The organism is Streptomyces sp. NPDC034103 (assembly GCF_055575395.1).
The window spans coordinates 334,097-351,814 of record NZ_JBVISS010000004.1; the positions used below are offsets into that span (position 1 = coordinate 334,097).

The 17,718-nt window shown below is 71.9% G+C and carries 20 protein-coding genes and 1 pseudogene; 9 read left to right on the forward strand and 12 right to left on the reverse strand.

The window, feature by feature from the left end; translation table 11 throughout:
* Positions 1-34: 34 nt before the first annotated feature.
* Complete coding sequence (locus ACZ56U_RS10925) at positions 35-445, reverse strand: hypothetical protein (RefSeq protein WP_469083708.1); 411 nt, start codon at positions 443-445, stop codon at positions 35-37.
* A 345-nt stretch (positions 446-790) separates the two neighbouring features.
* Between ACZ56U_RS10925 and ACZ56U_RS10930 the strand changes: the two genes are divergently transcribed.
* Together ACZ56U_RS10930 and ACZ56U_RS10935 are read left to right on the forward strand one after the other, a co-directional pair.
* Positions 791-1,171 (forward strand): nuclear transport factor 2 family protein, encoded by a 381-nt coding sequence (locus tag ACZ56U_RS10930; RefSeq protein WP_469083709.1) that lies wholly within the window; start codon positions 791-793, stop codon positions 1,169-1,171.
* A gap of 64 nt (positions 1,172-1,235) precedes the next feature.
* On the forward strand, positions 1,236-1,511 hold the full coding sequence (locus ACZ56U_RS10935) for a DUF1905 domain-containing protein (protein WP_469083710.1): 276 nt from the start codon (positions 1,236-1,238) through the stop codon (positions 1,509-1,511).
* A 10-nt stretch (positions 1,512-1,521) separates the two neighbouring features.
* Here ACZ56U_RS10935 and mgrA read toward each other — a convergent pair whose 3' ends face one another.
* Positions 1,522-2,517, reverse strand: a complete 996-nt coding sequence (mgrA, locus tag ACZ56U_RS10940; protein ID WP_469083711.1) for an L-glyceraldehyde 3-phosphate reductase — start codon at positions 2,515-2,517, stop codon at positions 1,522-1,524.
* A gap of 128 nt (positions 2,518-2,645) precedes the next feature.
* Here mgrA and ACZ56U_RS10945 point away from each other — a divergent pair, with 128 nt between their 5' ends.
* The 3 genes and pseudogenes from ACZ56U_RS10945 (at position 2,646) to ACZ56U_RS10955 (ending at position 4,236) form a co-directional block, all read left to right on the forward strand.
* Positions 2,646-3,563 carry a LysR family transcriptional regulator gene (locus ACZ56U_RS10945; RefSeq protein WP_469083712.1) on the forward strand — a complete coding sequence of 306 codons (918 nt, stop codon included), beginning with the start codon at positions 2,646-2,648 and terminating at the stop codon, positions 3,561-3,563.
* 36 nt (positions 3,564-3,599) lie between these two features.
* A pseudogene (locus ACZ56U_RS10950) lies at positions 3,600-3,698 on the forward strand (carotenoid oxygenase family protein); the annotation flags it as partial.
* Between the two features lie 28 nt (positions 3,699-3,726).
* Positions 3,727-4,236 (forward strand): mycothiol transferase, encoded by a 510-nt coding sequence (locus ACZ56U_RS10955; RefSeq protein ID WP_469083713.1) that lies wholly within the window; start codon positions 3,727-3,729, stop codon positions 4,234-4,236.
* Here ACZ56U_RS10955 and ACZ56U_RS10960 read toward each other — a convergent pair.
* Both ACZ56U_RS10960 and ACZ56U_RS10965 read right to left on the reverse strand, forming a co-directional pair.
* Positions 4,224-5,288: an adenosine deaminase gene (locus ACZ56U_RS10960; RefSeq protein ID WP_469083714.1), complete on the reverse strand. Its 1,065-nt coding sequence runs from the start codon at positions 5,286-5,288 to the stop codon at positions 4,224-4,226. The two genes, ACZ56U_RS10955 and ACZ56U_RS10960, sit on opposite strands and share 13 nt — an antisense overlap.
* Positions 5,289-5,415: 127 nt before the next feature.
* Positions 5,416-5,805, reverse strand: a complete 390-nt coding sequence (locus ACZ56U_RS10965; RefSeq protein ID WP_469083715.1) for a VOC family protein — start codon at positions 5,803-5,805, stop codon at positions 5,416-5,418.
* Positions 5,806-6,371: 566 nt separating this feature from the next.
* Here ACZ56U_RS10965 and ACZ56U_RS10970 point away from each other — a divergent pair.
* Positions 6,372-6,833 carry a pyridoxamine 5'-phosphate oxidase family protein gene (locus tag ACZ56U_RS10970; protein ID WP_469083716.1) on the forward strand — a complete coding sequence of 154 codons (462 nt, stop codon included), beginning with the start codon at positions 6,372-6,374 and terminating at the stop codon, positions 6,831-6,833.
* Between the two features lie 123 nt (positions 6,834-6,956).
* Positions 6,957-7,931 (forward strand): sphingomyelin phosphodiesterase, encoded by a 975-nt coding sequence (gene sph / locus ACZ56U_RS10975; protein ID WP_469083717.1) that lies wholly within the window; start codon positions 6,957-6,959, stop codon positions 7,929-7,931.
* Here sph and ACZ56U_RS10980 read toward each other — a convergent pair whose 3' ends face one another.
* The 5 genes from ACZ56U_RS10980 to ACZ56U_RS11000 all read right to left on the reverse strand — a co-directional run bounded on the left by ACZ56U_RS10980 (position 7,932) and on the right by ACZ56U_RS11000 (position 12,378).
* The gene (locus ACZ56U_RS10980; RefSeq protein ID WP_469083718.1) at positions 7,932-8,825 is read right to left on the reverse strand and encodes an aldo/keto reductase; all 894 of its coding nucleotides are present in this window, start codon (positions 8,823-8,825) and stop codon (positions 7,932-7,934) included.
* Between the two features lie 55 nt (positions 8,826-8,880).
* Entirely contained in the window at positions 8,881-9,381 is a 501-nt protein-coding gene (locus ACZ56U_RS10985) for a hypothetical protein (protein WP_469083719.1), read from the reverse strand.
* A gap of 233 nt (positions 9,382-9,614) precedes the next feature.
* On the reverse strand, positions 9,615-10,277 hold the full coding sequence (locus ACZ56U_RS10990; RefSeq protein WP_469083720.1) for a hypothetical protein: 663 nt from the start codon (positions 10,275-10,277) through the stop codon (positions 9,615-9,617).
* Positions 10,278-10,495: 218 nt separating this feature from the next.
* Positions 10,496-11,875, reverse strand: coding sequence for an aldehyde dehydrogenase family protein (locus ACZ56U_RS10995; protein WP_469083874.1), 1,380 nt, complete (start codon positions 11,873-11,875; stop codon positions 10,496-10,498).
* Positions 11,876-11,940: 65 nt separating this feature from the next.
* Positions 11,941-12,378, reverse strand: a complete 438-nt coding sequence (locus ACZ56U_RS11000) for a MarR family winged helix-turn-helix transcriptional regulator (protein ID WP_469083721.1) — start codon at positions 12,376-12,378, stop codon at positions 11,941-11,943.
* 78 nt (positions 12,379-12,456) lie between these two features.
* Between ACZ56U_RS11000 and ACZ56U_RS11005 the strand changes: the two genes are divergently transcribed.
* Both ACZ56U_RS11005 and ACZ56U_RS11010 read left to right on the forward strand, forming a co-directional pair.
* Positions 12,457-13,569 carry a substrate-binding domain-containing protein gene (locus ACZ56U_RS11005; protein ID WP_469083722.1) on the forward strand — a complete coding sequence of 371 codons (1,113 nt, stop codon included), beginning with the start codon at positions 12,457-12,459 and terminating at the stop codon, positions 13,567-13,569.
* Positions 13,570-13,643: 74 nt separating this feature from the next.
* Complete coding sequence (locus ACZ56U_RS11010) at positions 13,644-14,687, forward strand: acyl-CoA dehydrogenase family protein (protein ID WP_469083723.1); 1,044 nt, start codon at positions 13,644-13,646, stop codon at positions 14,685-14,687.
* 24 nt (positions 14,688-14,711) lie between these two features.
* Here the strand turns inward: ACZ56U_RS11010 and ACZ56U_RS11015 are convergent, their stop codons facing one another.
* From ACZ56U_RS11015 to ssuE, 3 genes are all read right to left on the reverse strand, one after another.
* Entirely contained in the window at positions 14,712-15,857 is a 1,146-nt protein-coding gene (locus ACZ56U_RS11015; RefSeq protein WP_469083724.1) for an LLM class flavin-dependent oxidoreductase, read from the reverse strand.
* 98 nt (positions 15,858-15,955) lie between these two features.
* Positions 15,956-17,140: an SfnB family sulfur acquisition oxidoreductase gene (locus tag ACZ56U_RS11020; RefSeq protein WP_469083725.1), complete on the reverse strand. Its 1,185-nt coding sequence runs from the start codon at positions 17,138-17,140 to the stop codon at positions 15,956-15,958.
* Between the two features lie 5 nt (positions 17,141-17,145).
* A complete protein-coding gene (ssuE, locus tag ACZ56U_RS11025; RefSeq protein ID WP_469083726.1) occupies positions 17,146-17,700 on the reverse strand; it encodes an NADPH-dependent FMN reductase in 555 nt (184 codons plus the stop codon).
* Between the last annotated feature and the right edge of the window lie 18 nt (positions 17,701-17,718).

Below are 17,718 nucleotides of genomic sequence, written 5' to 3' on the forward strand. Positions count from 1 at the left end.
GATATGCGCCTGTCCGGCCTCCGCTCCGGGCGGCTCAGCCCACGGAGACGACCAGCGCCGGGATGGTCCGCTGCATGCGCAGGGCGTCGACCGACTCGGCGAGCAGCTCGTACTCGGTGGTCTCGTCCCTGGTGGCGATCCGGATCAGCCGCCCCGCGGCCAACTCGTCGGCCACCCGCTCCTGTTGGGCGTCGTCACAGCACCAGGCGCGCAGCACGGCGGGGACGTCGGGGACGGTGTCGGCGACCGGGACGAGCGCGTTCGGCGGGATCCCGCCGACGTCGGGCCGGGGGTCCAGACGCTCGGCGATCCAGGACGCCCGGTCGCGCAGCCACCACAGTGCGAGCGCGAGGGTGGGGGCACGATAGCTGCCGAGGGGTACGCCGATACGTTTCCCCTCGCAGGTTCCGTACGCGGTGACATGGCACAGGAATTCGTCGTGCACGTTCACTCCCCCGTCGCGTCGTGCGCCTTTCGGCTTGCCTCGCTTTCGGTGCGGCTCGCGTGCTGCGGGTACCGTGGATCATGTGCGGTGTGTGATCACATCCTCGCTGGATGTGAACGCTCTGTCAGTTGAGTATGTTCACTACCGAAACACTGTCACCACGGTTTTTTGGCCACTCTCCTGGCATATTCACCACCGGAGTTGGCCGAAATGCGGCGGGCCTCACCATGACGTGAGAGGTAATCGACGGACCGAGGCGGCGCGGGCAGGCTGTCGGTACCGGGTCACCCCACGGGGACCCGGCCCATGACCAGCAGATACGACCTCGACGGAGGCTGATTTCTCATGCCCGCCACCACCGACCGTTACGAGAGTGCCGTCGCGCGTTACTTCGAGGCCTGGAACGCCCTCGACCAGGAGACCCTGACCAAGGCGGTCGCGGCCGCCTGGTCCGCCGACGGCACCTACACCGACCCGCTGACCGAGGTCGGCGGACACGAGGGGATCGCGGCCGTGATCGCGGCGGCGCACGAGCAGTTCCCGGGTTTCGCCTTCCGACCCACCGGGGTCGTCGACGGCCACCACGACACCGCCCGCTTCTCCTGGGAACTGGTGAACGAGGCCGACGGCAGCGCGCCCGTCGCCGGCTTCGACGTGATCACCCTGGACGAGCAGGGACGTATCCGGTCGGTCCTCGGCTTCCTGGACCGGGTGCCCGCCGCCTGACGATGAGTTCCGGCGCTCGCGGTGGTCTCCTGAGGAGGACCACCGCGAGCGAGAGGCGACAACCATGACCGTGAAACTGGACCGGCAGTTCACCGCCGAGCTGGTCAGAAGCCCGAACGAAGGCGGCTGGACCTATCTGGTCTGGCCCGAGTCGGTCGCGTTCTTCGGCACGCGCGGTCTGGTGAAGGTGCGCGGCACGATCGACGGGCACCCCTTCCGCAGCTCCTTCATGGCCCTCGGCGACGGCAGGCACAAGCTGCCCGTGAAGGCCGAGGTGCGCGAGGCCATCGGCAAGGAGGCGGGCGACACGGTGACCGTCCGCCTCCAGGAACGCCTCTGAAGCAACGGCGCTACTTCTTGAGCACCGCGTCGATGCGGGCCAGCTCCTCGTCGTCGAAGTCCAGGTTGCGGATCGTGCCGACACTGTCCTCGATCTGCTGCGGGCTGCTCGCACCGACGAGGGCGGAGGTGACCCGGCCGCCGCGCAGCACCCAGGCCAGCGCCATCTGCGCCAGCGTCTGACCACGGGACTGGGCGATGTCGTTCAGCTCGCGCAGCTGGGCGACGAGGTCCTCGGTGACGGCGTCGGAGTTCAGGAAGGGACTGTCGCTCGCGGCCCGCGAGTCCTCGGGGATGCCGTCGAGGTAGCGGCCGGTGAGCAGCCCCTGCTCCAGCGGGGAGAAGACGATCGAACCGGCCTGGACCTCGTCCAGGGCGTCCAGCACGCCCTCCTCCTCGGGACGGCGGTCCAGCATCGAGTAGCGCGGCTGGTGGATCAGCAGCGGGGTGCCCAGCTCACCCAGGATGCGGGCGGCCTCGCGGGTCTGCTCGGCGTTGTAGTTGGAGATGCCGACGTACAGCGCCTTGCCCTGCTGGACCGCCGTGTGCAGGGCGCCCATCGTCTCCTCCAGCGGAGTCTCCGGGTCGGGGCGGTGCGAGTAGAAGATGTCGACGTAGTCCAGGCCCATCCGGGTCAGGCTCTGGTCCAGCGAGGACAGCAGGTACTTGCGCGAGCCCCACTCGCCGTACGGGCCGGGCCACATCAGATAGCCGGCCTTCGTGGAGATGACCAGCTCGTCGCGGTAGCCGGCGAGGTCGGACTTCAGGGCCTCGCCGAAGGCGGACTCGGCGGCGCCGGGCGGCGGGCCGTAGTTGTTGGCGAGGTCGAAGTGGGTGACCCCGAGGTCGAAGGCGCGGCGCAGGATGGCACGCTGCGTCTCGACGGTGCGGTCCGCCGGGCCGAAGTTGTGCCACAGACCGAGCGAGATCGCGGGGAGCTTCAGACCGCTGCGTCCGGTGCGCCGGTAGGGCATGTCCGCGTAGCGGTCGGGGTGTGCGGTGTACAACGCGACTCCAGAGGGGTTGACACGGTGGGGGCGGCTTACCTGAGAACCGCCTGCCCACTCTTTCGTGACCTGTGGGCATTGGTCCAACAGAAGAATCCGATGGAATTCAGCGGATACGCTTCTGAGTCATGGAACTGCGCCATCTCCAGCACTTCGTCGCGGTCGCCGAGGACCAGCACTTCACCCGGGCCGCCGAACGCCTGCTGGTGTCCCAGTCGGGCCTGTCCGCGTCCATCCGGGCGCTGGAGCGGGAACTCCAGACACCGCTGTTCGTCCGTACCACCCGGCGGGTGACGCTCACCCCGGCCGGGCGGGCGCTGCTGGGTGAGGCGGAGCGGATCCTGGCACAGGTGCGGTCGGCCCACGAGGCGGTCGCCGCGGTGCAGGGGGTGCTGCGCGGCATGCTCACGCTCGGCTCGGAGCAGTGCATCGCCGGGGTGCACGTGGCGGGCCTGCTCGCCGCGTTCCGGCGGAGCCATCCGGACGTGGAGATCTGTCTGCGGCAGGCGGGCTCGGGCGCGCTCGCGGAGGAGGTCGCGGCCGGGCGCCTGGACCTGGCGTTCGCGGTACGGGGGCAGCAGGAGGACCTCGACCAGCTCAGGGTCGTCCCGCTGTCGGGCGAGTCGATGACCGTGCTGTGCCATCCGACCCACCGGCTGGCGCGGGCCGGGGCCGCCGTGACCCCGGAGGAGCTCGCCGGCGAGGTCTTCGTCGACTTCCACCCGGACTGGGGGCCGCGCCGGACCACCGACGCCGCGTTCGCGGCGGCCGGAGTGCGCCGGTCGGTCGCGTTGGAGGTCAATGACGTGCACAGCCTGCTCGACCTGGTGGACGAAAGCCTGTGCGTCGCCGTCGTACCGCGCCACTTCCGGCACAAGCGGCCGGGACTGACCGCCCTGCCGGTCAAGGGCACCGGCGAGACCGTGTACGAGACGGTCGCCCTGCTGCCGCCCGAGCAGGCCACCAGCCCGGCGGCCCGGGCCCTGATGGCGCTGCTGGAAACAGGGGGTTCGGACACCTTCCAGGAGGGGGCCCAGCGCCCCTGACCCGGCCCGTCCCCGACCGCGGACTCGTGACCGTCGGTCTCGGCGCAGGACTTCACCGGCGCGCCGTTGGCCCGGATCCAGCTGCCGGGCGAGGTGCCGCTCGGCTTCCACGGCAGCTGGATTCCGGACGCGTGAGTCGGCCGGGTGCGCGATGGTGGACGGTATGCATGCCAAGGACATCCTCATCGACGGATACAGCCGCATCCAAGAAGAAGTCCACGCCGCCGTCGAGGGCCTCGGCCCCGACGACCTCAACGCCCGGCCCGGCCCGGAGGCGAACTCCATCGCCTGGCTGGTCTGGCACCTCACCCGGATCCAGGACGACCACCTCGCCGACGCCTTCGGCCTGGAGCAGGTCTGGCTCGCCCAGGAGTGGCAGAAGCGCTTCAACCTCGACCTGCCACCCGAGGACCACGGGTACGGCCACACCTCCGCCCAGGTCGCGAAGGTGCGGGTCGACTCCGCGGAGCTGCTGACCGGCTACTACGACGCCGTCCACGCACAGAGCCTCCAGGCGCTGCGCGGGCTGGCCGCCGCGGACCTGGAACGTGTCGTGGACACCCACTGGGACCCACCGGTCACGCTGGGCGTACGCCTGGTCAGCGTCCTGGCCGACGATCTGGAGCACGCCGGACAGGCCGCCTACGTCCGCGGGCTGCTTCAGAGCGCGTAGCCCGGCAGGACGACGTCCTCGATGAGGGCCTCGCGCTCGTCGAACGGGATGAACGCGCTCTTGAGGGCGTTCACCGTGACGGTGCGCAGGTCCTCCAGCGTCCAGCCCGCCTCCTCGACCAGCAGGGACATCTCGCGGGTCATGGTGGTGCCGGACACCAGTCGGTTGTCGGTGTTGAGGGTGATACGGAAGCCCAGGTCCTTCAGGGCGGTGATGGGGTGCTCGGCGATGGAGTCCGCGGCGCCGGTCTGGAGGTTGGAGGTCGGGCACATCTCCAGGGCGATCCGGCGGTCGCGCACCCAGCCGGCGAGCCGGCCGAGCTTGCCGTCGACGATGTCGTCGGTGATGCGGACGCCGTGGCCGATGCGCTGGGCGCCGCAGACCTGCACGGCCTGGTGGATGCTGGGCAGGCCGTGGGCCTCTCCGGCGTGGATGGTGAACGGCACGCTCTCGCGGCGCAGGTGCTCGAAGGCGGCGAGGTGGTCGGCGGGCGGGAAGCCGTCCTCGGCGCCCGCGATGTCGAAGCCGACGACACCGGCGTCACGGAAGGCGACCGCGAGGTCGGCGGCCTCTGCCACCCGGTCGAACATCCGCATCCCGCACAGCAGCGTGCCGACCCGGACCGGCGTCCCGGCGGCCGCGGCCTTCGCCATACCGGCCGCGAGGCCCTCCTGGACGGTCTCGACGACCTCGGCCATGGTCAGCTCGCCGTTGGTGTTGAGCTCGGGGGCGTAGCGCACCTCGCCGTAGACGACACCGTCGGCGGCGAGGTCCAGGACGTACTCCTCGGCGGTGCGCAGCAGGCCCTCGCGGGTCTGCATCACGGCGAGGGTGTGCTCGAAGGTGGCTATGTAGCGGACCAGGTCGCCGGAGTTGGCGGCGTCGTAGTACCAGGCGGCCAGCTCGTCCGGGTCGGTGGTGGGCAGGGTGTGGCCGACCGCGGCCGCGAGTTCCACCACGGTGGCGGGGCGCAGGCCGCCGTCGAGGTGGTCGTGCAGGACGGCCTTGGGGAGGCGGCGGATCACATCAGCGTCTACGCGCGTAGCAGTCATGGCAGGGTCTTTCTTCGAGCGGGCGGTTCAGAGAGCTGGGTGATTCAGGGGCGGGGCGGTGCAAAGAGCTTGGCTGTTCAGGGGCCGGGCGGTTCAGAGAGCTGGCTGTTCAGGGGCGGGCGAAGCGTCAGCCGGCCGGCTGGAGCAGGTCCCAGCGGTTGCCGTACAGGTCCTGGAAGACGGCCACCGAGCCGTAGGGCTCGTGGCGCGGCTCCTCCAGGAAGGTCACACCGGCGGCACTCATCCGGGCGTGGTCACGGGCGAAGTCGTCGGTGTGCAGGAAGAAGCCGACGCGCCCGCCGGTCTGGTCGCCGACCCGGCCGCGCTGGGCCTCGTCCTTGGCGCGGGCCAGCAGCAGGGCGGTGCCGCCCTCCGCGGCCGGCTCGACGACGACCCAGCGTGAGCCGTCGGGGCGCGGGGCGTCCTCGGCGAGCCGGAAGCCGAGGGCCTCGGTGTAGAAGCGGATCGCCTCGTCGCAGTCGTCGACGACGAGGGTGACCAGGGCGATGCGTCTCATCGGAGCCTTTCGGAGGGCATGGGGGTGCCGGAGGGCGGGTGTGGGAGGACGGGCGCCGGAGGGCGATTAGCGGAAGAGGTTATACGTAAAACTTGGGGAGCGCCAGTTCTTGTGGCGGGGCCTTCGCGGGACCGTCGCGGGGCTTTCGGGAGGGGCGGTCGGCGAGGCCGGGCGGGGGGTGTCGGGTGCTTTGGTGTGGGCGCCCGCGGGCGCTTTGGCGGCGGGGTCTGCGGGGCGGCTTGGCGAGTGCCGGTTCCGTGACCTGGCCTCCGTCGACCCTCGGGCACGGCTGGTCCCCACGCTTGGCCCCCGTCGACCCTCCGGCACCGCCGGTCCCCCCGCTTGGCCCCCGTCGACCCTCCGGCACCGCCGGTCCCCACCGGAGGGGTCCCTGTCGCGGGCGGGCCCGGGCCCGCTCCCCTGGCCTGGCCTCCGGCGGCCCACCGGCACAGCCGCTCCTCGATGCGTTGCCCCGACCGGCCGGTCCCGGCCTAGGACCCTTGACCGAGCGAGCGCCCGTCCTGGGACCGACGTGGGGTGGGCCGTGCGGCGGTTAGCGTCCGGGTATGAAGATCGACGAGCCGCCGCCGCGCAGCGGTGCCGAGCGCAAGCGGGATGTCCTGGGTCGCCTGGAGCGGGAGATCGACATCTGGGTGGCCTCGGCGGACAGCGACGGGGTGCCGTGCATGGTGCCGCTCTGGTTCGTCTGGCACGCCGAGCGCGTGTGGCTGGTGACCCGGGTGACCAACCCGACCGGCCGCAATCTGCGGGACGGGGGCCGCACCCGACTGGCCCTGGCGGACACGCGGGATGTGGTGCTCCTCGACGGTGACGTCCGCACTCACCCCCTGACCGAGGTGTCGGCCGAGGCCGCCGAGGCGTTCCTGGCCAAGACCGGCTGGGATCCACGGCAGGACAGCCCGTCGTACGCCTTCTTCGAAGTGCGACCCACCGCGGTGCAGGCCTGGCACGAGCAACGTGAGCTGCCCCGGCGGCATCTCATGCGGGGCGGGGTCTGGCTGGTCTGAGGTGGCCGAGCCGAACGTACCGCTGCCCGGCATTCTTTCCCCGCACGGGAGTTACCTGGGAGTAATCACCGGTGGTTTGATGTGCGGCGCCACTCAACCCCCTCCACCCTCAAGGGAGATCCAGTGACGCCTCTCGCACCGCGCCGCACCCTGGGCGCGACCCTGATCGCGCTCGCCCTCGCGGCCACCGCCGCGCCCGCCGCCACGGCCGCCCCCGAGGTGACGCCCGTCCGCGTGCTGACGTACAACGCCTTCCTGTTCAGCAAGACGCTCTATCCGAACTGGGGCCAGGACCACAGGGGCGCGGAGATCCCCAAGGCCCCCTTCTTCCACGGCAACGACGTCGTGGTGCTCCAGGAGGCGTTCGACAACGCCTCGTCGGACGCGCTGAAGCGGACCGCGGCGGGCGAATACCCGTACCAGACGCCGGTGGTGGGGCGGAGCAAGGACGGCTGGGACGCGACCGGCGGGGCGTACTCGGCGACGACGCCCGAGGACGGCGGGGTCGCGGTGCTCAGCAAGTGGCCGGTACTGCGCAAGGAGCAGTATGTGTTCAAGGACGCGTGCGGGGCCGACTGGTGGTCCAACAAGGGCTTCGCGTATGTGGTGTTGAACGTCGGCGGGGCACGTGTGCATGTGGTCGGCACGCATGCGCAGTCGACGGACCCGGGGTGCGGTGCCGGTGAGGCGGCGGCGATGCGGGCCCGGCAGTTCAGGGCGATCGACGCGTTCCTGGACGCCAAGAACATCCCCGCGAGCGAGCAGGTCGTCGTCGCCGGCGATCTGAACGTCGATTCGCGTTCCGCCGAGTACGCCTCGATGCTCGCCGATGGAGGGCTCGTTGGCGCCGACGCGCGCACCGGGCACCCGTACTCCTTCGACACCGGCGCGAACTCCGTCGCCCGGGAGCGCTACCCGGACGACCCGCGCGAGGACCTGGATCACGTCCTGTACCGCGCGGGTCACGCCCGTCCGCCGGTGTGGCGGAACGAGGTCGTCAAGGAGGAGTCGGCGCCCTGGACGGTGTCGAGCTGGGGCACCGACCACACCTACACGAACCTGTCCGACCACTATCCCGTGATCGGCCACACGGACTGATCAACCCCTCGGCACGTGCGCGGAGTTGAGCTTGGCCAGCTCGGCCTCGGTCAGCCGGATCGCCCCGGCCGCCAGGTTCTCCACGAGGTGGTCGGGGTTGCCGGTGCCGGGGATGGCGAGTACGTGCGGGCCCTGGTGCAGGGTCCAGGCGAGGCGAATCTGGGCGGGGCTCACGCCATGGGCGCGCGCGACCGCGAGCACCTCGTCGTCGTGGCTCTCGGTCGCGCCGTGCTCGCCCGCGTCACCGGCGACCGCGTAGAACGGGACGTAGGCGATGCCCTGTTCGCCGCAGACGCGCAGGAGTTCGTCGGGGCGGTCCAGGGCGCAGCGGTTCTGGACGCTGACCACCGGGGCGATGGCCTGGGCCTCGGCGAGGTGGTGGGGTTGCACGGACGAGATGCCGAGGTGGCGGATCAGTCCGGCCTCACGTAGTTCGGCAAGGGCGCCGAAGTGCTCGGCGATGGAGTCCTGTCGCATGCGGCGCAGGTACACCAGGTCCAGGTGGTCGCGGCCCAACTGGCGCAGGTTCTCCTCGACATGGCCGCGCAGGTCCTCGGGACGGGCGGAGGTGCCCCACTCCCCCGACCAGTCACGGAAGGGGCCGACCTTGGTGGCGATGACCAGGTCTTCGGGGTAGGGGGCCAGCGCCGTGTTGATCAGTTCGTTGGCGGAGCGCAGGGAGGAGAAGTAGAAGGCCGCCGTGTCGATGTGGTCGACGCCGAGCTCGATCGCCTTGCGCAGTACGGCGATCGCGCGGTGCCGGTCGCTCGGGGTGCCGTGGTGGAAGGCGGCGCTGCCCGTCAGCCGCATCGCGCCGAGGCCGAGGCGGTTGACGGTGAGGTCGCCGAGTTTCCACGTGCCCGCGGCGTCCGCGGTGATCGTTTCGGAGGTCATCAGCGGAGTGTCACACAGGGTTCGCGGGTGCGCGGTGTCCTTACGGACCCGTGCGTCAGCACCGCCGCCAGCGCGGGGCTTCGTCGTCGGGGACGTCCGGGGAGCCGAAGTGGAAGGGGACCCCGAGGTGGTCGGCCAGGGCCCGGCCCGCTTCGGTCGCGCGGGCGCTCGGTGAGGGGGCTCCCCGGCGGTCGTGGACGATCGCCAGGTGGCCCTCCCCAGCCGGTTCGTCCAGGACCGCGACCAGCACCACGAACCAGTCGTGGACGGTGTCGCCGTCCCAGAGGGCCTCGACAGCGGCGACCCGGCCTGGAAACGCCGCCGCGCGCGCCGCGAGCGAGGGGGTGTCGAGGGGATCGGGGGGCTGGAACCGCACGCGGTCGCCGAGGGCCTCGTAGCGTGCCTGGACCACGATCTCCGCGTCGCGCAGGCCCAGTCCCAGCGGTCGCAGGGCCTCCCAGACCGACTTCAGCGCCATGATCCGGCGGTCGTGCAGCACGTCGGCGTCGACGCTTTGCCGGGTCCGTTCCTCCAGGTAGTCCCACCAGCCGCTCATCGGGTGGGCGGGTGCGGGAGTTGGGTGTACGTCATGGCTCGACCGTATGACACGCGCCGTAGGAGGAGGCGCGCCGGCTCCCGTACACCAGGTGTCATGGCGCCATCGGATCGCAGGCGCCGTAGGAGGCAGCGCGCGGGACTCCTCCCGTAGAGCGTGCGTCCGTCGACGAGGGCCCGCCCGGTGATCGGTTGGGGGACCTCGGGCCCCCTCGCGTGGGCGGCGGTCACCCGTCAGGGGGCCGACCGGCCCGCATCCGGACGGGCCCGGACGACCACGACCTCGTCGTGGAGTTCCGTGGGCGGAAGGTCCAGCCCGGCCCAGAGCGCGGCGGCGGCGAGCAGGTTGAACGGACGGTGCGGCGCGCACCGGACGTCGGTGGTGAGGTGGGGCAGACGCTCGGCCAGTCCCCGGGCGGCCGCCTCGGCGTCGGCGGCGTGCGGTCCGGCGGCCGTGGGAACGGGCTTGCCCGCGCCGGAGACCAGGGCCTCGGCGAGGAGGAGACGGGGGCCGTCGGGGGCCGTCCAGCGGTCGGGGCGGGTGGTGGCCGCCGAGCCGGGGAGTACGTCGGTCAGGCGGGCCAGCAGCCAGGCGGCCTGGGCGAGGCCGGTGGCCAGGGCTCCGGCGCCCGCTCCGGCCGACCAGGGCCGGTTTCCCTCGCCGGCCCGCGCCCGGCCCAGGCCCCGCCAGTCGTCCGGAACGGGTACGGACAAGGGCGCCTCCAGCACGAGCGCCGCCCGGCCGTCCGACACCAGCCCTTCGGCCAGTGCCCGGACGGCCGTCTCCGGATCGCTCCCCTGGGCCACGAGCTCTGACGCGGGGGCGTCGACCGCCGCCCACGCGAACCGGCCCAAGGCCACGGAACCGATGTCGACTCCCACAACACGTGCGCGCATGGGGCCAGTTCACCATGGGCCGCCGTCGCTGCGGGGTCGTCCGGCGCCACTCGGGGGTGGCCGCGGGGGTGCGGCCGGTCCGCCACGGCGTGCCTCGGCCGAGCGGTCGCCGCAGGGACTAGGCAGGCCGGTCCACCACACCGCGCCTCAACCGAGCGGCCCCGCCGCCGCCTCCCAGAAAGCAGCTGGACGGAGGGGCCGGTCCACCCCACCGCGTCTCAGCCGAGCGGCTTGTCCAGTACTGCCTTGCGGTGGCTGAAGGTCTCGATCGAGTAGCGGCCGTGGTAGTTGCCCATGCCGCTCTCCCCCACGCCGCCGAACGGCAGGTCGGAGACGGTGAGATGGGCGAGCGGGAGGCCGTAGCCCAGGCCGCCGGAGGAGGTCTCGGCGGCGATCCGGTCCCGCGTGTTGGGCGACTCGCTGAAGACGTACAGGGCGAGGGGCTTGTCGCGGTCGTTGATGAAGTCGATGGCGCCGTCGAGGTCGGGGGCCGTGACGATCGGCAGGATCGGGCCGAAGATCTCCTCCCGCATGACGGGCGAGGCGGGGTCGACGTCGGCGAGCACGGTGGGCGCGATGTACTTGGTCGTACGGTCGGTGGCGCCGCCCACGACGACCCGCCCGGAGTCGAGCAGTCCGCTCAGCCGGTCGAAGTGCCGTTCGTTGACGATGCGGCCGTACTCGGCGGAGGTCGACGCGTCGGTGCCGAACAGGGCCTCGACCGCCTTGCTGAGCGCGGGCTCCAGGGCGGCCGCGGTCTCCGGGTCGGTCAGGACATAGTCGGGGGCGACGCAGGTCTGGCCCGCGTTGAGGAACTTGCCGCGGGCCAGCCGGTCGGCGACGACGGTGAGGTCGGCGTCGCGGTCGACGAACGCCGGGGACTTGCCGCCGAGTTCGAGGGTGACCGGGGTGAGGTGTTCGGCGGCGGCGCGCATCACGATGCGGCCGACCGTGCCGTTGCCGGTGTAGAAGACGTGGTCGAAACGCTCCGCCAGCAGGGCCGTGGTCTCCGGGACGCCGCCCTCGACGACCGCGAAGGCCTCGGTGTCGAGGAAGGCGGGCAGCAGCCGGGCCAGGGCGGCGGAGGTGGCGGGGGCCAGCTCACTGGGCTTGACCACGACCGCGTTTCCGGAGGCCAGGGCGCCCACGACGGGGGCGAGGAGGAGCTGGGCCGGGTAGTTCCAGGGGGCGATGACGAGGACCACGCCGAGCGGGTCGACCTGCGTCCAGGCGGTGGCGTCGGTGCCGAGGTGCGGCGGGACGGGGGCGGGCTCGGGGCGCAGCCAGTCGTCGAGGTGGTCGAGGGTGTGGTCGATCTCGCGGATCACGAAGTCGATCTCGGTGCGGTAGGCCTCGGTGGTGCTCTTGCCCAGGTCGGCGTGGAGGGCATCGGCGAGATCGGTGCCGTGTTCGGTGAGCATCTCGCGCAGGCGGCGCAGCTGGGAAGTGCGCCATTCGACGGGCTTGGTGCGACCGGTGCGGAAGGTGGCGCGCAGCCTGGCCACGATGTCGGCGGGCTGCTCAGGGGTGGGCTGGTTCACGGTGCCTCGCTGGTGCTGCGCGGCCGCTGCGCACGGCCTCGGACGGTTGGATGTAATTGCCAACCTTTTCTGTACCCGAATACATTCCCTTACCACGTAAGTAACTTTCCGCTACACCGCGATCACACCCGAACGGAGCCCTCCAAGGCCCCCGCGAGTTTCTCCAGCAGGGTGCGCAGTTCGAGCGCGTCGCGGTCGTCGAGCGTGGGCCAGTCGGCGCGGACCACACCGTCGACACGTCGCCAGTACTCCTCACCGCGCGGAGTGCGATGGACGAGGACGCGGCGCCGGTCCAGCGGGTCGACGCGACGGTGGACCAGGTTCTGGTCGACGAGGTGGTCGACGAGCTTGGTCAGCGTCGGCGGCGGCAGGAACGCGGCCTCGGCTATCGCCGTCATGTGCTGCCCCTGCCCGTCGGAGAGCAGCCCGAGCACCCGCCAGGTGTCCAGGGAGCAGCCCTCCGCCTCCAGAGCGGCCTGGAGGCGGCGCGCTGCCAGCCGCTCGGCCCGGGTCAGGAGCTGCAAGAGGTCGCGGGGCGGACGCGCGGATGAGGTGGGCATCGTGCTCCTAGGTCACGGGGTGTGTACATCGTATGAGACGGGCTGGAGTTCACCGGGCGGACCGGAAATCATGACGGCATGTTCCGGCACGTTCCCCCCGCGGCCGAGTGGTTCACGGCCGACGACTCCGTGCTCGGCGTGGCCCTCGTGTTCCCGATGCAGGGGCCGGCCGGGATGTTCGGGCCCACCTGCGAGCTGTGCGCGCAGCTGGCGGCCGAGGAGGTCAACCGGGCGGGCGGGGTGCTGGGGCGGGAGCTGCGGCTGGTTGCCGTGGACGGCGGGCGGTCACCGCGGGAGATCGCCGACCACGTCGAGGCTTTGGTGGATCTGGGGGTCGTGCAGGGCGTCACGGGCTGGCACATCTCCTCGGTCCGGCAGGCTTTGGCGCCGCGGATCGCCCACCGGGTGCCCTACGTCTACACCGCCCTGTACGAGGGCGGTGAGCACACCGCCGGGGTGTTCCTGACGAGCGAGACGCCACGCGACCAACTGAGGCCCGCCATACGGCTCTTGACGCACGAGCGGCGGGTGCGGCGGTGGTTCGTCGTCGGCAACGACTATGTGTGGCCCCGGCGTACGGCACGGGCGGCGCACGGGTACGCGCGCGAGTGCGGCTCAGCGGTCGAGGCAGAGGCCTATCTCCCGCTCGGCACGCACGACTTCGAACCGGTACTGCGGCGCATCGAGCGATCCGGGGCGGACGCGGTGCTCATGCTGCTGGTGGGCAGCGACGCGGTGCGTTTCAACCGGGCTTTCGCCGCTTACGGGCTGGCGGCGCGCTGCCTCAGGCTCAGCACCCTCATGGACGAGAACATGCTGCTGGCGAGCGGCCCCTCGGCCACCGAGGATCTCTACAGCACCGCCGGTTTCTTCGCCTCGCTCGCCAACCAGGACACCCTGGACTTCCACGGCCAGTATGCCGAGCGGTACGGCATCGAGGCGCCCGCGCTCGGCAGCCTCGGCGAATCCTGCTACGAGGGAGTGCTGTTGCTCGCCGCGCTCCTCAAGGGGGCCGGGACGCTGGACGTGACGGCGATCGGCGCGGCTGCCGGGACGGTGTCGTACGAGGGACCGCGCGGGCTGCTGCACCTGCGGGGCCGGCATGTGCGTCAGCGGATCTATCTGGCGCGCGCCGACGGGCTGGACTTCGACGTCCTCACCGAGTTCGATCCCCAGGACCGGCGGCCCTGAGGCTCCGGGCGGCCCGGCGCGCGGAGGTCACCCGGTTCGGCACCGCGGGCCGCGGTATCGGGAGAATCCCTTCCATGACCATCGCAGCGCACCCGCTCGTCGCCCGGGCCCAGGAGCTCGCCGACCGTCTCCTCGCCCCTCAGGCGGCCCTGGTCGACCGGTCGGAGGTGCCCGCGAGCCACCTTCAGGAGATCCGGCGGTCGGGGCTGCTGGGCATGAGCGCGCCGCGCGCGTACGGCGGGGCGGATGCCCCCGACTCGGTGGCGCGGGAGATCCAGGAGATCCTGGCGGGGGCGTGCTGCTCGACATGGTTCGTGCAGACGCAGCACCACACTCCGGTGCGGATGCTCGCCAAGACCGAACTCCCGGTACGCGCACGCCTGTTGGGCCCACTGGCGTCCGGCGGGCTGCTGGCCGGCATCGCCTACGCCCATGTCCGCGCCTTCCCCCGTGTCCTGGTGCGGGCGACGGCGGAGCGGGACGGCTGGCGGTTCGACGGGACCGTGCCCTGGTACACGGGCTGGGGCCTGAACGACGTGCTGCTGCTCGCGGGCGTGACCGACTCCGACGAGGTCGTGTTCGCGTTCGCCGAGGCCCGCGAGCAGCCGGGACTGCGGGCCTCCGAGCCGATGCGGCTGGCCGCGCTCACCGCCGCCCGCACGGTCTCCCTGGAGCTGACGGGCCTGTGGCTGCCGGAGGAGAGCGTGGTGCTGCGCACCCCGCGGGAGAAGTTCGCCCTCGTCGACCTGCCCCGCAGCACCAACACCTCCCCGGCCGTCTTCGGGGTGGCGTACGCCGCGCTGCGCGTGCTGGAGGAGAACGGTGAGGCGGGGACGGCCCAGGAACTGCGCGGCCGGGTCGACGAGGTGCGGCGGCAGGCGTACGAGCTGGCCGAGCACCCCGTCGCACACGAGTGCGTCGAGGAACGCCTGGCGCTGAAGAAGCGGTCGTACGACCTGATGCGCGCGGCCACGACGGCGGCGGTCGTGGCCGGGGGCGGCCGCACCATGGACGTCCGCCACCCCGCCCAACGGCTGTTCCGGGAGGGGATGTTCCTGCTGGTGCAGGGGCAGACGTCGGTGGTGCGGCGGGCGCACCTCGACGCGCTGGCGTGCTGAGCCGGATGCTCTGGTGCCGCGGCGCTAGCTCGCGAACGGCACCTGCGCGGAAGGGGTGTTGTCCGGGGCGAACGGGTGGCGCCACAGCCCCTGTGCGGCCAGCCGGGGCAGCACGCCCTCGCCGAACCAGTACGCCTCCTCCAGGTGCGGATACCCGGAGAGCACGAACTCGTCGATACCGAGGGCGTGGTACTCCTTGATCCGCTCGGCGACCTCGTCGTGGCTGCCGACCAGGGCGGTGCCCGCGCCGCCGCGGACCAGGCCGATGCCGGCCCACAGGTTGGGGTGGATCTCCAGGCCGTCCCTACCGCCGCCGCCGTGCAGGGCGAGCATCCTCTGCTGGCCCTCGGACTCACTGCGGGCGAGCCCCGCCTGGACGGACCTCACGGTCTCGGGGTCGAATCCCGCGAGCAGCCGGTCGGCTTCCGCCCAGGCCTGTTCGGCGGTGTCACGGGTGATGACGTGCAGCCGGATGCCGAAGCGGAGGGTGCGCCCGTGCCGGGCGGCCAGTCCCCGGATCCAGGCGATCTTCTCGGCGACCTGCGCCGGCGGCTCACCCCACGTCAGGTACACGTCGACGTGCTTGGCCGCCACCTCCCCGGCGATCGGCGAGGAGCCGCCGAAGTACACCTCGGGGACCGGGTCGGGCACCCGGGCCAGCCTGGCGTCCTCGACCCGTAGGTGCTCGCCCTTGAGGTCGACCGTCTTGCCGTCCCACAACCCCCTTACGACCTCCAGGAATTCGTCGGTACGGCGGTAGCGGTCGTCCTTGTCGAGGAAGTCTCCGTAGGCCCGCTGCTCGTGGCTCTCGCCGCCGGTGACGACGTTGAGCAGGAGCCGGCCGCCGGACTGCCGTTGGAAGGTGGACGCCATCTGCGCGGCCAGGGTCGGGGAGACGAAGCCGGGGCGGAAGGCCACCAGGAACTTCAGCCGCTCGGTGTTCTGGCTGACCATGGCCGTGGTCAGCCACGCGTCCTCGCACCAGGCTCCGGTCGGCGTCAGCGCGCCGACGAAACCGAGGCCCTCGGCGGCGCGGGCGATCTGGCTCAGGTAAGCCACCGTCGGCGGCCGGTCCCGCCCGGAGACGGTGGCCGGGGTGCCGTGACCGCCGCCGACGACGTCGCGGCTGTCGCCGTTGGTGGGAAGGAACCAGTGGAAGGTGAGGGACACGTGGGGATCTCCGATCGAGGATTTCGGGGCCTTGGGCGTCAGGGGCCGCAGCAGCCGTGGGGGTCTTCGGCGCCGGGGCGGCCCGGGCGGTCTTGACGTCAGAGCAGGCCGTGGCGCGGTGGCCGGGTGCCGTTGAGTACGTAGCGGCCGATGTGCTGGATCTTCCAGCGGGCGGGGTCGTGCAGGGTGTGGGTGCGGGCGTCGCGCCAGTACCGGTGCAGATTGAGGGAGTCGAGGGCCGAGCGGGTGCCGGCGACCTCGAACAGCGCGCTCGCCACCTCGACGGCGGCCTGCGCGGCCTGCACTTTGGCGGCGGCCACGGCGATGGACGCCTCGGCCGCCGAGTCGTCGGTGAGGTCGTCCTGTGCCGCCTGGACCGCGTCCGCGGCCTCGCGCAGCAGGGCCTGCGACGCCCGTACCTGGAGGGCGAGTTCGCCGAAGCGCTGGATCAGCAGCGGGTCCTCTGCCGCCGTCTCGGCACCACTCTCGAACCATGGGCGGCTCTTCGTCCTCACGAAGTCCGCGGCCTCCGACAGTGCGGCCCCGGCGATCCCGGTGTCGATCGCGGCGTGCAGCAACTGGGCCACGGCACCGTGCAGTTGCGGGTCCTCGAAGGTGAGGTGATGGGGCAGGACCCGGTCGGCCGGGACCTCGACCCCTTCGAGACGGACGGTGCCGCTGGCGGTCGTGCGCTGACCGAGACCGTCCCAGTCGTCGACCACCGTCACACCGGGTGCGTCGCGGGGCACGTAGGCGACGTGGAGCCTGTCGTGCTCGGCGCGGGCGAGCACGGGGATCCAGTGCGCGAACAGGGCGCCCGTGGCGTAGTGCTTGACGCCGTCGAGGACGTACGAGCCGTCCGGCCTCGGCGTGAGACGGGTGCGGATGTCCTGGACGTGCCGTGTGCCCGCCTCCGACTGGGCGTTGCCGAAGCGGCGGCCGGCGAGGAGTTCACCGAAGAAGAACTTCCGCTGCTGCTCGGTGCCCTGGCGGCGGATCACGTTGACGTAGGCGAAGTGGCTCTGCGGGATCTGGGCGAGGCTGGCGTCGGCCGACGCGAGCAGGCGGAAGATCTCCGCGAGGGTCCGCGCGCCGACGTCCGCTCCCCCGTGCTCGGCGGGGACGGTGACGGCGAGCAGCCCGGAGGCGGAGAGCTGGTCCAACTCCGTGCGGGGCAGCCTGCGTTCGGTGTCCCGCGCGGAGGCGCCCGCACGGAACTCCGCGGCGAGTGCGGCCGCGACGGCGAGGGCCTCGGCGTCGTCGGCGATCACATGGGCGGTCATCCGGTTCAGCTCGCCGCGGCCAGGACCGGGGCGTGCCCCAGAGCGCCCGAGAACTGGTCGACCACCTGGGTGAGCGCCTCGGTGGTGGTCGCGGGCAGGCTCAGCGTGCCGTCCTCGTGCACGGTGATGTCCTTGTCGAGCGTGAACCAGCCCTGCACGATGTGGGCGGCTCCCATGGAGGTGAGCACCGGGCGCAGCGCGTAGTCGATGGCCAGGACATGGGCGGTGGTGCCGCCGGTGGCGAGCGGCAGGACGGTCTTGCCGACGAGGGCGTACTGCGGGAGCAGGTCGAGCAGGGCCTTGAGGACGCCCGAGTACGACGCCTTGTAGACGGGGGTGGCGACGACGACGCCGTCGGCGCGGGCGAACAGCTCGGTGGCCTCGACGATCGCCCGGTGTGCGAAGTCGGCGCCGAGGAGGGCCTCGGCGGGGATGGTGCGGACGTCGAGCGGGATCACCTCGTGCCCCTGCGCGGCCAGCCGCCGGTCGAGGTGACGCAGCAGGCGGTTGGTGCGGGAGGAGGCGGAAGGACTGCCGGAGACGGACAGGACGGTGGCCATGCGGTCCTCTTTCGGAGC